Below are 14,826 nucleotides of genomic sequence, written 5' to 3'. Positions count from 1 at the left end.
CCAGGATCAAACTCTCCGAAGAATGTTTGATATAGCTCTTAAAAGTTTAAAACTTGTTTTTGTTATTTTCTCGAAAGAAAATATCTGGCGTCTTGTTTCGTTCAGTTTTCAAAGAACAATCATTGTCAGTGTTAGTCAGTCGCTCGTAAGCAACTTAATAATCATAACATGTTACAATCATCGAGTCAACACTTTTTTATAAGTTGTTAACCGGATATTTACTTAGTCGCTTAATGCAACTAACTTAATATACCACAAGCTAACTAAACGGTCAATATTATTTCAAGCATAAGTGGTCATGTTTGTATCATAATAGAAGTAATATTCTATTTGGAAAGTAAAAAGGTAAAGGCAAAGGTAAAACATAATAAACCTCGCGGTTATTTGTACTTAGGACCGGTTTTTAGTTTTACCATTGTACCCACCTCTAAAACACCCATCGCTTTAATGCTTTTACTTTCTCTTCCTATAAAATGCAGGAATATCCTGTCTTTCTTTTTGATTCCGAACCGTATTAGGAAAATCGCGAACGCGTGTTGGCTGTGATGTTTCCATTGATGTTGAAACTGTTTCTTTAGAAGTAGAAGGCTGACCATTAGAGTCATATGCTGAATCGTTGAATCCTGTAGCGATTACAGTGACCATAATTTCCTTTTTTAGTTTTTCATGAATAACAGAGCCAAAAATCATGTTTAACTCACGATCAGAAGCAGCTGCCACAATATCCGCAACTTCCTGTACTTCAAGTAAGCTAAGGTCCGATCCGCTGGTAATATTCAAAAGAATACCCTGGGCACCGTCGATGGATGTTTCTAGAAGCGGGCTTGATATAGCCTGCTTGGCGGCTTCTGCAGCTCGTCCTTCACCCGACGCAACGCCAATCCCCATTAATGCCGAGCCCTTATAGGACATTATGGTCTTTACATCAGCAAAATCAAGATTAATCAAACCAGGTACCGCAATCAGATCAGATATTCCCTGAACTCCTTGGCGAAGAATATTATCCGCTTCCCGGAAAGCTTCAGTCATCGGTGTTTTTTTATCTACAATCTCCAGCAAACGGTCGTTTGGTATCACGATTAAGGTATCTACTGATTCCTTTAGCCTCGCAATCCCTCCCTCGCTTTGGGCGCCACGTTTTCTGCCTTCGAATGTAAATGGTCTGGTTACGACACCGATTGTTAATGAACCAAGGCTTCGTGCCATCTCTGCAATGGCAGGCGCTGCGCCCGTACCCGTTCCACCACCCATTCCAGCAGTTACAAAAATCATGTCAGCCCCTTTTAAAGCTTCCCGGATTTGAATTTCACTTTCAATAGCCGCTTTTCTCCCTATTTCAGGATTGGCTCCAGCTCCAAGCCCTCTCGTAATCTTTTCTCCTAGCTGTATTTTCACTCCTGCTTTCGATAAGGCAAGAGCTTGGGCATCTGTATTTACAGAAATAAATTCTACACCTTGCACTCCGTCTTCAATCATCCGGTTTACAGCATTATTCCCGCCCCCGCCGACACCGATTACTTTAATACTGGCTACCTGATCAAGTTGAGTATCAAATCCAAACATTAACGTTCCTCCTTATTAGGTACCTGCGACAATTTTGTTAAATTAAATAGAAAAGAATATGAACCAGAGGAGCCTTGCAGATTGGTATTAATAAACTATTTTATCACCTTTATATTTTTACAGGTATCTATTTTCATATCTAATTCATTTAAATTAAATAGAAATACCTAGCCTAGTATAATTATACGTAATTTTCGGGTAGCTGCTTCTTTAGATAAAAAGATTAATTTGATGTTGGTATTTTGTTAATTCAGTTTAGCTTAATAATATAATTTACCAGAGTAAACACATTCACAAAAATATGTACGAATAAACGAATCGATGTAATCTACTATTTTTTAGTACAAAAAGAAATAACGCGGTAGTAGCCGTTAAAACAAGACTTGGAGAATTAACCATCTAGCTGGAATGAAGGAACGATGAATAGATTAGAAAAGCATCGGAATATGAGTTCCGATGCCTTCTTAAACATCCCTTTTAGATCTTGCTATAACCCTTCCACTATAGTAACCGGTTCTTCTTCAATAAAAAAGATTAGCGGCCATTTCCAGGAATCCGTACATATCCTTTATCCCTTGGCCGCATACCACTACGACTAATGCAAAAGAGCCAGGTATACTACTAGAAATATAATCCCTTAAACCAGTACCATAGGAGCTGCGTCATTGTTGAAGAAGCAGAAAATAAAGAAAGCCATATTCACAATATTCAGCCGGAACCGCTCCAATTAGGGCACTCTGCCTAAATCCCAATTATGTAATGAGGTAATTAAGCAATGGTTATTTCAAAAACATAAAAGGAATCCGGGTATTCCAAGTTATACTTACAAAATGGCACATTATATAGCCGGAAAGGGTTCTCAACTTCGCTATAGATAGAAATAAAAATGAAACAGCGCAATCCTACCGGAAGCAGCCAGAGTAATTATTTACTCACATTCCTATCCCCGTCCAAAAGTATGAAGAATACACCTACTAACACCGGCAAAATTTAACACGATTCACTATTTACTTGTTGTAATCGGTTTAGTAAGATTTCACTATTTCCAGGTAATAAGCAAGTGTCCTTTAATAAATATAAAAAAATTACTTCGAAGGCTAATGGTATCCATTCCTCATCTAAATGATGTACGATACTACCCAAGTCAAAAGGATGTTTCTCAGGGTCCTCAAAAAACATGGCTAACTGTAAGAAGACAGCTTCTGTCTTACCTAGACCTATAGCCCCCCATTGGTTAAGATCTACACCTTGATCAGATAATACAGGGAAAGATTCAATTACCTTGGCCGTAGCTTCCTTCACTACTATCTCCTCCTTAATCGTTAGACAAGATAACTTTATCCTCCGAAAGAAGTGACAACAACAGTGGTTTTTCATAATGTGCGTCGTCTCATGTTGAACCAGTTTTACATTACTGCCTTCCGTCGCTTATTAAGCTTTCTTTACCCAGCGTACCATATTTAAATCTCCTTTGATGTTCGAATCGGTTTAATAAGTCCTCTTTTATTATCTCTCGTCCAACTGAGTAGAAGTAACACTATTCCATATTCCTTTTAATGAAAAGATGTTCCCCCCAAAAACAGCCCTTATTACGAAGGGCAATATTTCAAGATCCTTTAACAGGTACTGAATTTTTAATATTTGTTACAAACACCCCTCATTCTTGCTCCGGAAAGAGAAATATACTTAATCTTTTGTCAGCCAAAGAAGTTAAATTTTAATGTTGATTTTTAATGAATTTTGAGGGAATCCTTATCATTAAGGTTTCCCTCCATTTGTTTACCACGAATGATTTTACAACCAACCCACAGTTATTACATCATCATGAAAAAACTCAATCACATATTTTGATAAAGGGCAATAAATGTACTGGTCTGGTCCCATACACATAATCTCTTCAATATTATCCAAGATTGTAGATATTGAAGTCTTAACCACAGGGTAACCGTATAATCCGACAATTAGATAGACTGGTGATATATTTTCCAACCCTTGTTGCAAGAGGATATACGGTATATTTTGAATTTCTTCATTAGGAATAACGATTTTGTTGTTCAACTTACCCCAATCAATTCTTCCGTACCAGGCAATCGGAAAGCTGTCTGTCAATTTAGTTTCAACCTTATTACTTTCTTTTTCACACAATATTTCCACTTTGTCTTTATCAGGGAACAGTTCTAACATATCCGCAATTCGTCGTTCGCTTTCTATTTTTTCTTCCTTCTTTTTTCTTTCTCTTAGTAGTTCTTCTAAACGCTTTTTTCTTTCTTCTCTTTCTATTGATGATTCCCCCATTTTAAATAGTTGTGCTTATAAAAAACTATTTATTCTCAATAGAGCAGGAACTAAACTTTGAATTTTGACAGACGTAAACTATCATAAGTATCAGTCATTTCAAATACAATTGATGTTAGTAGAAATTCTTTTATATGCTGTTTAGTGCTTTCTTTACTACAACTATCGACAAATAAGAACCAAGCAAGATAATCGTTCACATCATTTTTTATTAATTTCATCTTTCTTTGGGTACCCACCCAGTCATCTAGGTTTTTACCTACATATTGTACATAAAGAACATCATGCATCCCTGGGAAATCATGAAGCAGGCGCCGTATTTAGCAAGCAATGGAGGTATTGAGAATGATAAGATTTGCTTCATTCCATGGGACCGTTACCATGATTAGTGATTTTATGATAAAGCAAAATGGAGAAGACGAAGGCTGTTATAAATTAATGACGGTTGAAAACCCAAAGGGAGAAATCGTAAATTTCGTTATTTCACCTGCGACTTACTTTGTAGACCATGTGATCGTGTCCATTGGAGACAGAGTAACTGGATATTATGATGTGAATTCACCTGTTCCCCTTATATACCCGCCACAATATCGAGCACTTGTAATGGTAAAAGATAGTCCTTTTCAGAATGTAAAAGTAGATTATTTTAATAGTAAATTGGAGAGCAGCGACAGGCAGCTGCGCATAAATGTATCCCCATATACTCAAATCCTTTTAACCAATGGTCAGCCCTTTGTAAAATCCCCTGCTAACCGGAATTTAATCGTAATTTATGGGCCTGTTACAAAAAGCATCCCTGCACAAACCACGCCTTATAAAATAATAGTCTGGTGTCAATTAGTATAGGAAGTCTGAATTGCATAATAATAAATTTCCTTCAACGAATGTAATTAACATCGTGATCAATTATTACTAAATCTGCATCCTTCCCTCCCGGAAGGATCTTTTTTTTCGGTTTTAAATCCCCTTTATCAGCATAACACCCTTTGGAGTTTTAACTATTAGAATAGAGGGAACAGCTTATATTAATCGACTAAAATATGCATCTTATCTAATTGGAGTGATTATATGTTACTAGAGGAAATCTTAGATATAAGGACCGGGGAACAGCCGCAGGTTTACCTGATTGAATCCGAAGATGGTCTATATGTCATTAAAGGAAGCTATTTCTCCAGGGCAAATAAAACCATCCAGGATATTTATAATACCAGCCTCAACCAAGGGGAAGCCGGTGTGGGCTGGGACTTTTTAGCGGAACGGATCAATCTTGCGGAGGAAAATGAAGACTGGACACATGTTAAAGAGTTTGGCAAAGTAATAGATCTTAAAGTAACTGCCATTTATGCGGATGGTGATAAAATCTATCCAGAGAAAGCACAATGAGGGGCTTTCTTTTTTGGAAGATATGATTTCCGGATCCATTTCCTGATTGAATGTTCGATAAGCAGATTAAACCCCGCTTCAGCTTTGAAGCGGGGTTTAATCTATTTGAAGGAATCGTTGCCTCTCGCTCTTAGCGCATCGTTGCTTTCCAGATTTAACGCTCCTGTATTTTTGCAGAAAGGAGGTGCGTAAAAAAGCCAAGTGATTACCACTTGACCATTTGTTTTCATTTGCAATTAACCTCTAACAAGTGAGTCTACAATCAAATCTATCTTTTAAAAATATTCTTCCTGTGCCATTTAAAATACATCTTATTTTCTTGATAGATTTTTATCTTTGTCTCTGGCATGATTCCATAATTTAGATAATCATACTCGCAGATTTCAGTAGAGATGTGCAAACGGCCCTGCCCATCGAATGTTATATAGCCATTTTCATAAAGCGCCTGGTGATTGCAGCAAAGCAGCACCCCGTTGTATGGATCGACACGTTCTTGGCTAGTGCAGTCTTTCCATGGCTTAGAATGAGTTGCCCGTAAAAGTTCTGGCAGGCTTAAACCGCATAAGACACATTTACCCTGCCAAAGCGGGAATAGATCCTTTCTGAACCTTTGCTGACCTAGCCTTATCTTTGCTTTAATTTCAGATTCAGCCTCAGCTAATACTGGAATTAGCATATTGTTTTCCGTTCTTCTTACTTCTTCAATCGAAAATTCTAACTGTTCTTCAGTTACCAGATAAACGTTTAATTCGCTTATTATCTCTAACATTTTGATCGCCAGCTCTTCGTTGCATGGATATAAATATCCTTGGTTACCATTTGAATCAGGCTGGAAGGGTGAATATTTTATTGGCAAAAGCGGCGCAATTTGATCAAACTTTTCTCGAACGTTAACTGGTACCTCTAATTCCTGGTAGCTCAGATGGACTAAATAACCCAGGTTATTCCCTTCATCATCATTATGCTCAGCTGATGGTTTACCAGCTTCTATACACCCTTCTTTGGCAATACTAATCGCCACAATGTTTCCTTTTACGTAATGAAACACTTGATCCCCTTGTTTTACCTCTTTCATTCGCCCCCAGGAATGAGGGGTATTTCCTCCCTTATCTGTTTTTGGGATCCATATAACCCCTAAATCTCGATCTATTTCATAGGTATGGCCTTGCATCACGATGAAACTGCTCAATAAACTTCCTCCTAAATAACTGTACACTACTAGTATAAATCTAATAATTTCATCTTTATACACGAATTATTTTTTACAATTAGTTTTTTAATTTAGTCTACCTATATCAAATCTTGTAGCTTCAATAGCTTTTTCTTACCATTCATTATGATGTGTATATAATTATATCAACTTTGACGTCTTTTTTGTCAAAGAGTGCTTACCATTTGGAATTTTAAGGAGCCTGACACAAACGAGAGATGAAAAGGTATAATCGGGGGTTCATATATGTTTCCTGGAGTAACAGTTAGCAGCTTAACGGATCACTTTTCCGGACAAATATAATTAAATGCTGGCGTAGGAATCCTGTGTTTTTAATCATTTTATTGTTCAAGTTTCATGTAGTTCTAATGATAAACATGTCTTTTCTTTTTATTAAGCTATGTTAAATAATATTGTTGAAAAAGGACCATAAAAAAAGGACCCGATTTGGGATCCTTGTTTTAAATCCTTATTGAAGATCAGCACCTTTACTTGAAAACAAATTTTGAATTATTAAAGGCTTCTTCTAGTTCATTTAATTCGAATCCCATTTTCCTAAATCGATTAACCTTTTCTTGTCTTGATAAAAATAAAAGGTTATTTGGTTTCGTGTATTCTGGTACTAACATTTTATCGTAACTTTCTTCATCCACTTTTCGTTCCAGGGTCTTATTCCAATGGGCTTCTGAAAGATTTCTTAATGATTCGTCAGGAAAGGTGCTTTGTGTTATACGACGTTTATATTTCTTTGGTTGCCCCTTAACTACCTCTTCTATGTCAACAAGTACATTAGTGCTTCCGATAATGTTCCAATTGTATTTGTCTAAGGAATAAGGGGATATAGGTAAAATAGAAAGCCAGCCCTTCTTAAGGAGACTCGATCATCCATTCAGAAATAACTGGTTTGATCTCTTTATTAGCCCAATAAACAAGTGTCTCTTTCAAACCAATTTCATTAATAAAGTACCTAACAAATTCCCGGCCAACTAGATAGCCTAGTCGATTAAATCCGTATTTTTTACCACCTCGAAACCTAAACCATTCTTTTTCCTAGTCCATCGTCCAGTTTTGCAAGTCCCTGTTAAATGCCCCCTTAATATTGATGAAGTTCTTATTAAAAGGCTGTTTTCGTATAGATTGTTGCTATTTTGACCAAACTCTTGTAGGTGCTAAAATACTTCCACAGGAGGGGTTTTAGAATGTGGAAAGACGTTTATGCTGATTTTACTGATTTGCCAAAACACGAGCAACAGAAGCTGTTTAACCTTATAAAAGAAGAATTCTTCTCAGATGAAGTTGAAGAAATGAAAGATGCATTTACTGCAATTAGAGAAACACGCTTCAATGAAGGGTTAGCTTGTGTTCATTGTGGAAGTGTAAAGGTGAAAGAAACGGCAAATACAGAAACAGGCAGAGGTATCTTTGTCGTGACTGCGGCAAGTCATTCAACGACCTAACTAACACCCCTATATCTGGAAGTCGTTATCTTGGTAAGTGGTCTACCTTCTTTCATTTAATGGTTGAGGGGTACACCTTGCCAAAGATTGCTGAAAGACTGAAAATCCACCTATCTACCGCATTTTACTGGCGACACAAGGTGCTTTTCGCCCTTCGTTCATTGGGATTTCAAACTTTAAAAGGGATCATTGAAAGTGATGAGACCTTTTTCAAAGAGTCTTTAAAAGGGCGTGAAGTAGTTGATAGAAAGGCAAAGAAGCGTGGAGGTAGAGATAAGAAGAGAGGAATTAGCAATCTTAAAATTGCGGTTGTGGTGGCACAAGACCGTAATGGTCAAGCAATTGCACAAAAAGCTGGAACGGCCCGTGTAAGAGCAGAAGAAATTGATCCGTTATTGGGGATTATATCGACCCATCTTCTTTGTTATGCACTGATACCGCTACAAACTACAAGAAGTTCGCTCTCATTAAGGAGCTTAAGCACGAGCCGATTAACCTAAGTAAAGAGGGATATGTCAAAAAAGGCATATTCCATCTTCAACACGTCAACAACTATCACAAGCGATTGAAAGACTGGATGCAGCGATTCCAAGGCGTGGCAACTAAGTACCTGGACAACTATCTTTATTGGTTCAACTTTTTTCAACAGAACAAAAAGATGGCGACCAAAGAACGAGTAAACCAAATGTTTTTAAGTGTTTGTCAGAAATCCAATTTGATCACGGTTAAACATTTACGTGCAGTATGAAAAACAGCCACCTCCATACGGAAGTGGCCGGCTTGTTATTCAACTAAAGCCCCAGTTTGTCTAAGTACAATGTTTCACAATCTCAGATGATTATTGCTTCTATTTTAATATTTTTACCTCAATCGCTTTCAAAATGTCATATGCTCCCTCTGACTGATTCGAGCATACCACGGTTTTAATTGAGCTTTTAGGATAGAACGCTGAATGAAAACTAACTCCAGGATCATAACCCATAATGTGATATTTTGAAATTTCACCATCATTTTTATTAATCCATACGCCATAACCATAGAATTGGTCGTAATCATCATTTGTATTAATGTGCGGATTAAGTAACTGACGAGTGTATTCTTCACTTAGTAATTGATGATTTATGAGTGCATCCCATAGCTTTGCCATATCATTTACAGTTACGTAAGCTCCACCATCTGAACCGCCTTTTACCGGCAAAGAGTAAATATTCGTCTTCCAAGTACCATCAGGAAAGTCAATATAACCAAACGCTGTTTTTGATGGTAATGCATCGAACTCAAAATAACCAGAGTCAGTCATCCCAGATTTCTTGAAAACATTTTTCGTTATGTAATCAGCAAATTTAACTTGGCTTGTTTGTTCTATAATTAATCCTAGTATGATGTATCCCGCATTGTTATAATGAAATCTTTCACCTACCTTTAATTTCATTGGTTGATTCTGAAATAAAGGTAAAAAATCTTCCAAGGTTCTGATGTGATACATCGGGTTCTTAATCCACAACTCTTCGAAATGATCCATAACTTCCTCATCAAAGTAATCTGGTATTCCCGCTGTATGTGTTAATAAATGATGAATCGTTATATCCTTTTCAAAATAAGGGAAAGAAATATTAAGACAATCTTTTAGCTTAGTATCAAAAGAAAGTAACCCATCCTCCACAAGCTGACAAACCCCTATCGCTGTAAATATTTTACAACCTGATGCTATTCCGAATCGTGTATCGAAGCTGTTGATAATTTGTTCTGAACGATTTGCGTAACCATAACTTTTCTCTTCCAAAGTTTTTTTGTCATCTTGGACAATAACTGTTCCTGAAAATTTATTTTCAATCATAACATCGGTTATGTAATCCTTAATATTAGTTTTCATTCATACTCTCCTCTACACTTTCTGATAAGCCAGGATTGATGATTTCTGACACAAGAGCAGCAACGCCTTCTAAATATAAAGAAGTATATCCATCCCAGGCCAATTTCGAGAATTCAAATCCTTCTCTCCGGAGCATTTCAAAATGGTAGGCATGTGCCATTTCATGAGCAACTAGGACCTTTAAGGGTTCAAGTTCATCTGTCAGGGATTCCACTGCAAAATGTAGAGTGCCATCGTGTGTTACATAAGCATTCAAACCAAAACCGCCAACCAAAATACGACACTTTACATTCATTTGGCAGCCCATCAGTTCTGACATTTGTTCATAAACATCTCTAATAATGGAAGGTAAAAGATTAGCGGAACGCTTCATTGTATCGTACTTATCTGGGTATTTTGCTATGGCTGCATTAAGCCTTTCTGGCATACGTTGACAATGGGATTTAAAGTAATCATTGAAAACATCCGGATAGTTTAAGTAATAACTCTCAAGATGATCAATGGTAAATGGTTTATCGGCCTCCCAAATTTGAAAGAATTCTTGAGACATGTCTTCTACTATTATATTTTTGTTTTGATTCATAGCCCTGAGCCTCTCTCTTGGAAATTTACTAAATTATTCTATCTTTCCCTTTGGTGGGAATGAATCTATGATTTACCATCCGCCTTCTCTTACAACGTTTCCATCTTTAATGAATTCCCCTACCTATTTTATCAAAATTTACCAATATTTCGAAACAAAAAAGAACCGATCTACACCATTCAAAGCAGTTCACTATACGGATAGAAAATAGGGGTCACTCATGAAAGATCCATTACATCATTTACACAACTTTATCCAAAACACAAAAAGGACCGTTGGAACAGCCTCACCTTCTTCAACTAATGCCCATTTAACTCAATTGTAGGATTTCTGACGGCAAAATCCTGGAATTTGTCTGCCAGTTATGAGGGAAATGATCGTTCATAAAACTCGTAAATGATCGTAGAGAGATACCAGCTTAGCAGGATAAATATAAAATATTGACGAATATAATAGGTTGTAAAAGAAAGATTTTATTTGATGGGGGAAAGTAAATGCCTGATGAAAAAATTGTGATAGGTGCTGATACAAAGCATCCTCTTGATGGAATGTTAACCATTCCTCCCGATGTGAGTGGACCAGTTCCTGCGGTGGTAATGGTTCACGGATCTGGTCCAAGTAATATGGACGGACAAGTTGGAAAAAATCATCCTCTTAAAGACTTTGCCGAAGGTTTATCGGAAAAGGGAATTGCAGTACTACGTTATGATAAAAGAACGTTCATTTATGGTAAGGAGATGAAAAATGATAAAGGATTATCAGTTAAAGAAGAAACGATAGAAGACGCTATTCTTGCAGCCAACTTGTTACGATACGAACCACGTATCGATGCAGATAAAATATTTATTATGGGTCATAGTATGGGTGGCATGCTAGCTCCTCGAATCGACGCTGAAGGTGGAAATTTTGCAGGAATTATCATATTGGCGGGCTCACCTCGAACATTAGAAGAAATTATGATGGACCAAAATAACACTGTCTTAAAATCACTGAATAGATTTGTGAAATGGATCGCTAAGAAACAAGTAGCAGCATTAGCTTCCAAGTTCGAAAATATTTATAACCTGAGTGATGAAGAGGCAAAAGATACCTTTGTTTTTGGAAAAAACCTAAGAGCCTATTATTTTAAAGAGATGGGCGAACATCCGTCTCAAATGTACCTGAGAGATTTAAACAAACCGGTATTCATCCTGCAAGGTGATAAAGATGTCCAATCTTCGGTGGAAAAAGATTTCAATGGTTATAAAAACTTAATGGGTGATCATTCAAATGTTACATTCAAACTTTATCCAAACTTGAACCATTTATTTATGCCCTCCATTTACGGAGATATATTAAAGGCACAAAAAGAGTATAAGGTTCCCCAGAAAGTAGATAAACAAGTTATTAATGATATTTCCAACTGGATACTTGCAGTTTAGGAAATCCGTTATGGCATTTTCTGCAATGAGGGTTACATATCTTTAACTATTGCTTAAACAAACCTGCCCGCAAGCTGAACAACAAAAAGGCTGCCGTATTTGGCCTATAATTTTTGCTTTGCTTTTGACGCACCCGTTAGCCATCCATGAATCGAAAAAACAGAGATTCACCAAAGAGAAAGAAAATGCTCATAAGCCGTCCCTACTGTTTCTATGGCTGGAGAAGAAGATCGAAGCACTATGGTGCCATTGAGCCATTCCGGTAGTCTCCGCGGGCGGCCACCGTGTACCACCGTCTGTCGCTCCCCTTGTGAATAGCACTCATGGTAGATTAATCCTAGTTCTGATTGCTGCACTAGCCTCGAAAGGAAGAGATCAGTGGATGTAATCATTGAAAGAGCTTGCGGGTTAGATGTCCATAAGGACAATATTACTGCCTGAATCAGACATCTAAAGGAAAGGAGTTCGACCGTTTTCCACTCCAACGGTTTTTCTTTTTAAAAAAGCCGACTGAGCTGAGTCTATTTAAGTATGTCCATTTTTCTAAAATTGCAGAATTTACTTTTTCATGGTAGTTGAACATGAATCATGATACTCCGAATTTTGATAGCCTTAATTTATCATAAGCAGCCACTGTCAGAAATAAGCAGCTAACGACAATCATCTTACTTACTTTTTAGAATTGCTTCGGAAACCGAATACATCTAGGAACAGTAACCAGCCACATGCCTAGCAAGAAAATAACCCCTTCATGACTGCAGGAAAAAGTGTCCCTCGACATCATAGGTTCAAAATAATAACCAGGAACAAAAAGAAAGCAGCAGCAGCCAAGAAAGTCCCTATCATAACAAATAGAACAATAGAAGAGGTTGTTTTAGCAGCTGCAAACAGTCTTTTATTTCGGTCAACCTTTTTATTTCTCCACAAAACTGATTGCACACCAAACACGGCTAAAAATAACATTCCAATAAACAAGACATTGTTCATGACATTCATAGAGTAATAGCCAATAAGAACAATAACAGCGATGACGAAGATAATGATAGACGCAGCGAGGGGCTTGTTTTTATCCGGCCGTTTTCTCCATAAAACCGATAAAATTCCCCATATCAATAAAAAAAGGAACAGTACCAGCATGATAACGGCTGAGGCGTAAGGTGAGAAGTAAGCAGTACTGAGAATCACCCATATACTCAATCCCGGAAACAAAAAGTAACCCTTATGTATGCGTTTCTCTTTCCTTTTAAAAACCCAGTAAATGCCCATTAATATGCTAAGAGGCACACTGCAAAATAGGACATACAATATGTTAAAAAGCACTTCAATCGTTCTCCCTCTGTATGTACCAATTAATATAATTTAATAGTATTATAGCATTTTTCTATAAACTGGAAAAAACAAAATGAGTATTTTCAACTAACCGGATCTTAAGTATATTAACCTTGACAACTTTTTTATAAAAGCGTGCTCGCAATTTGGATAACCTTTAGGGGGGACTATCACTAACGTGACATATACAGAGGTATAATCGGGAAATTTATATGTGATGACAATGTTGTACCACTAAGCCCAATAACAGATGCTTTACAAAAATAAAAACGCTGGCTTCCAGGTTAACGGATTCGGTTTTGAAGTACAAAACTAGAATTAACAGTATTTTTCGTCTATCAATTAGCAATAGAATTAACAAACATTTTGGCAAGTAAAATTAGCAAAGAAAAATGCTTGGAGCGTAATTTCGCTCCAAGCTTATTTTTATAAGAATATTTGTTAAAGATAAGGACCTATTAGTTGAAGAATTTCTAATTTCTTTTTATACTTTTTTGATATTTACTATGTCCATCAGTTATACCAATAAGTTCAAAGTCATTGCACTTATAAAAGTTTTTAAATTTAATATTATCTGAAACACAATCTAACTTAAGATATTCTTTATCACTTGCATTGTCTTGTATCCAAGTGAATATACTTTTACTTATACCTTTCTTCATATAAATAGGAATTATTGCAAGTCTATGTAAATAAAGCGATTTGGAAGAATATCACTTCCCCAAAGATTCCTGTCCCATTCACTTTGTTTAGATAATAGTGTGAACGTAGCCACAATATGCTTATCTTTTAAAACAATGTATGTTTCTTGATTATTTATGGCTTGTTCAATCTCGTCATCATCACCACCATCTAATAGAAACCTCCATTGGTTTATATCATTATCTTTCATCCATTGAGCTATCTGCTTTAACATTTTAATAATTACACTGCTGTCGTGATTTGTAGCAATTTTTATTTCAAAACCTTCACCATATTCCAGGTTATATTTTTACCTCCTTTTTAAATTAACTTTTGTTATTCGAATTCAACAAGCCACTCCAACAAACCTGCCAGATAATCGAATAAACTCTCCTTTGATATAATTAATAAATTACCTTTTATAAATTTCAGCATATTATTTAGCATACCATTAGCATACGAATGTAGCATACTGACAATAGTAAAGGTAAAGTAACGGCCATGAGCATAAATTTCTAAACCATGCCTTGTATTTTTTCGTCCTGTCCCTATAACACCTTGTGGAAGGTTCCCTTTGACAATGATGTGAATGCCTTTCCCAGATGGTGAAAACTCTGTATAACTGTCAAGCGCGTCGATAACTTCCGTTGCAAAAAGCATTAGGTTTTTCATCAGTTACACATTTTTCAATATCAATACCGATGTAATTATCCTGCCGACTAAAGACAAATCCTATGCCGTCATAATTTCCCTATAGGTAAAACTTTACGGCCGTTGCAAAGGTGCTCCAGGTGCGGCGGTTATTCGCCTGAGCCATTTCCCCGTTGGCTTGATATGGTACCTTTGTGTTGGCTTATTGTTTCGTTTTTTCTGATTTCCACAATATCCACTGAGGAAGGGCTTTTAATTCGGCTGGGATATCGTTAAAGTTGTATGGATTTTCATTCATTTCGCCCTCCAAATAGTGCTAAACATTGATTTTTAGGTATAAAAAAGAGAAGCCGGCCATAACCAACCTCTCTATTTAGTTA

Annotated in this window: 11 protein-coding genes and 4 pseudogenes; 4 read left to right on the top strand and 11 right to left on the bottom strand. The window is 36.7% G+C overall.

The features are described from left to right. Positions 1–453: 453 nt before the first annotated feature. From ftsZ to CUU66_RS11175, 4 genes and pseudogenes are all read right to left on the bottom strand, one after another. Positions 454–1,563, bottom strand: a complete 1,110-nt coding sequence (gene ftsZ, locus CUU66_RS11190) for a cell division protein FtsZ (protein ID WP_101642127.1) — start codon at positions 1,561–1,563, stop codon at positions 454–456. A gap of 990 nt (positions 1,564–2,553) precedes the next feature. After that, positions 2,554–2,865 (bottom strand): hypothetical protein, encoded by a 312-nt coding sequence (locus tag CUU66_RS11185; RefSeq protein ID WP_101642125.1) that lies wholly within the window; start codon positions 2,863–2,865, stop codon positions 2,554–2,556. Positions 2,866–3,357: 492 nt separating this feature from the next. After that, entirely contained in the window at positions 3,358–3,858 is a 501-nt protein-coding gene (locus CUU66_RS11180; RefSeq protein ID WP_101642123.1) for a CDI toxin immunity protein, read from the bottom strand. 50 nt (positions 3,859–3,908) lie between these two features. Continuing rightward, positions 3,909–4,052, bottom strand: a pseudogene (locus CUU66_RS11175) (IS1595 family transposase); the annotation flags it as partial. Between the two features lie 151 nt (positions 4,053–4,203). Between CUU66_RS11175 and CUU66_RS11170 the strand changes: the two are divergent. Further along, on the top strand, positions 4,204–4,704 hold the full coding sequence (locus tag CUU66_RS11170) for a hypothetical protein (RefSeq protein WP_101642121.1): 501 nt from the start codon (positions 4,204–4,206) through the stop codon (positions 4,702–4,704). Positions 4,705–4,926: 222 nt separating this feature from the next. Next, positions 4,927–5,241 carry a hypothetical protein gene (locus CUU66_RS11165; protein ID WP_101642119.1) on the top strand — a complete coding sequence of 105 codons (315 nt, stop codon included), beginning with the start codon at positions 4,927–4,929 and terminating at the stop codon, positions 5,239–5,241. Between the two features lie 268 nt (positions 5,242–5,509). Here CUU66_RS11165 and CUU66_RS11160 read toward each other — a convergent pair whose 3' ends face one another. Further along, complete coding sequence (locus CUU66_RS11160) at positions 5,510–6,430, bottom strand: HNH endonuclease (RefSeq protein WP_101642117.1); 921 nt, start codon at positions 6,428–6,430, stop codon at positions 5,510–5,512. A gap of 1,220 nt (positions 6,431–7,650) precedes the next feature. Here CUU66_RS11160 and CUU66_RS11155 point away from each other — a divergent pair. Continuing rightward, a pseudogene (locus tag CUU66_RS11155) lies at positions 7,651–8,656 on the top strand (IS1595 family transposase). 99 nt (positions 8,657–8,755) lie between these two features. Here CUU66_RS11155 and CUU66_RS11150 read toward each other — a convergent pair. Together CUU66_RS11150 and CUU66_RS11145 are read right to left on the bottom strand one after the other, a co-directional pair. Further along, positions 8,756–9,781 (bottom strand): serine hydrolase domain-containing protein, encoded by a 1,026-nt coding sequence (locus CUU66_RS11150; protein WP_101642115.1) that lies wholly within the window; start codon positions 9,779–9,781, stop codon positions 8,756–8,758. After that, a complete protein-coding gene (locus CUU66_RS11145; protein ID WP_101642113.1) occupies positions 9,771–10,364 on the bottom strand; it encodes a hypothetical protein in 594 nt (197 codons plus the stop codon). The genes CUU66_RS11150 and CUU66_RS11145 overlap by 11 nt, the downstream gene beginning before the upstream one ends. 494 nt (positions 10,365–10,858) lie before the next feature. On the opposite strand from CUU66_RS11145, the gene CUU66_RS11140 reads away from it, so the two are divergent. Then, on the top strand, positions 10,859–11,785 hold the full coding sequence (locus CUU66_RS11140) for an alpha/beta hydrolase family protein (RefSeq protein WP_101642111.1): 927 nt from the start codon (positions 10,859–10,861) through the stop codon (positions 11,783–11,785). Positions 11,786–12,371: 586 nt separating this feature from the next. Here CUU66_RS11140 and CUU66_RS25405 read toward each other — a convergent pair. The 4 genes and pseudogenes from CUU66_RS25405 to CUU66_RS11125 all read right to left on the bottom strand — a co-directional run. Then, positions 12,372–12,505, bottom strand: a pseudogene (locus CUU66_RS25405) (IS1595 family transposase); the annotation flags it as partial. 60 nt (positions 12,506–12,565) lie between these two features. Further along, entirely contained in the window at positions 12,566–12,970 is a 405-nt protein-coding gene (locus tag CUU66_RS11135) for a hypothetical protein (protein WP_142383720.1), read from the bottom strand. 817 nt (positions 12,971–13,787) lie between these two features. Beyond that, on the bottom strand, positions 13,788–14,006 hold the full coding sequence (locus CUU66_RS24815) for a hypothetical protein (RefSeq protein WP_257967959.1): 219 nt from the start codon (positions 14,004–14,006) through the stop codon (positions 13,788–13,790). Between the two features lie 269 nt (positions 14,007–14,275). Then, positions 14,276–14,744 (bottom strand): annotated as a pseudogene (locus CUU66_RS11125) (phage/plasmid primase, P4 family); the annotation flags it as partial. Positions 14,745–14,826: the final 82 nt, after the last annotated feature.

Source organism: Peribacillus deserti, assembly GCF_002863585.1.
Taxonomy (GTDB): domain Bacteria; phylum Bacillota; class Bacilli; order Bacillales; family DSM-1321; genus Paraperibacillus; species Paraperibacillus deserti_A.
The sequence above is the reverse complement of the archived record's forward strand: the minus strand, read 5'-3'. Positions and strand labels throughout refer to the sequence as shown.

Excerpts from the sequence above, each read along its gene's own strand:
- CUU66_RS11170 (WP_101642121.1), top strand. The coding sequence starts at position 4,204 with ATGATAAGATTTGCTTCATTCCATGGGACCGTTACCATGATTAGTGAT.
- CUU66_RS11150 (WP_101642115.1), bottom strand. The coding sequence starts at position 9,781 with ATGAAAACTAATATTAAGGATTACATAACCGATGTTATGATTGAAAAT.
- CUU66_RS24815 (WP_257967959.1), bottom strand. The coding sequence starts at position 14,006 with ATGAAAGATAATGATATAAACCAATGGAGGTTTCTATTAGATGGTGGT.
- CUU66_RS11180 (WP_101642123.1), bottom strand. The coding sequence starts at position 3,858 with ATGGGGGAATCATCAATAGAAAGAGAAGAAAGAAAAAAGCGTTTAGAA.
- ftsZ (WP_101642127.1), bottom strand. The coding sequence starts at position 1,563 with ATGTTTGGATTTGATACTCAACTTGATCAGGTAGCCAGTATTAAAGTA.
- CUU66_RS11145 (WP_101642113.1), bottom strand. The coding sequence starts at position 10,364 with ATGAATCAAAACAAAAATATAATAGTAGAAGACATGTCTCAAGAATTC.
- CUU66_RS11140 (WP_101642111.1), top strand. The coding sequence starts at position 10,859 with ATGCCTGATGAAAAAATTGTGATAGGTGCTGATACAAAGCATCCTCTT.
- CUU66_RS11165 (WP_101642119.1), top strand. The coding sequence starts at position 4,927 with ATGTTACTAGAGGAAATCTTAGATATAAGGACCGGGGAACAGCCGCAG.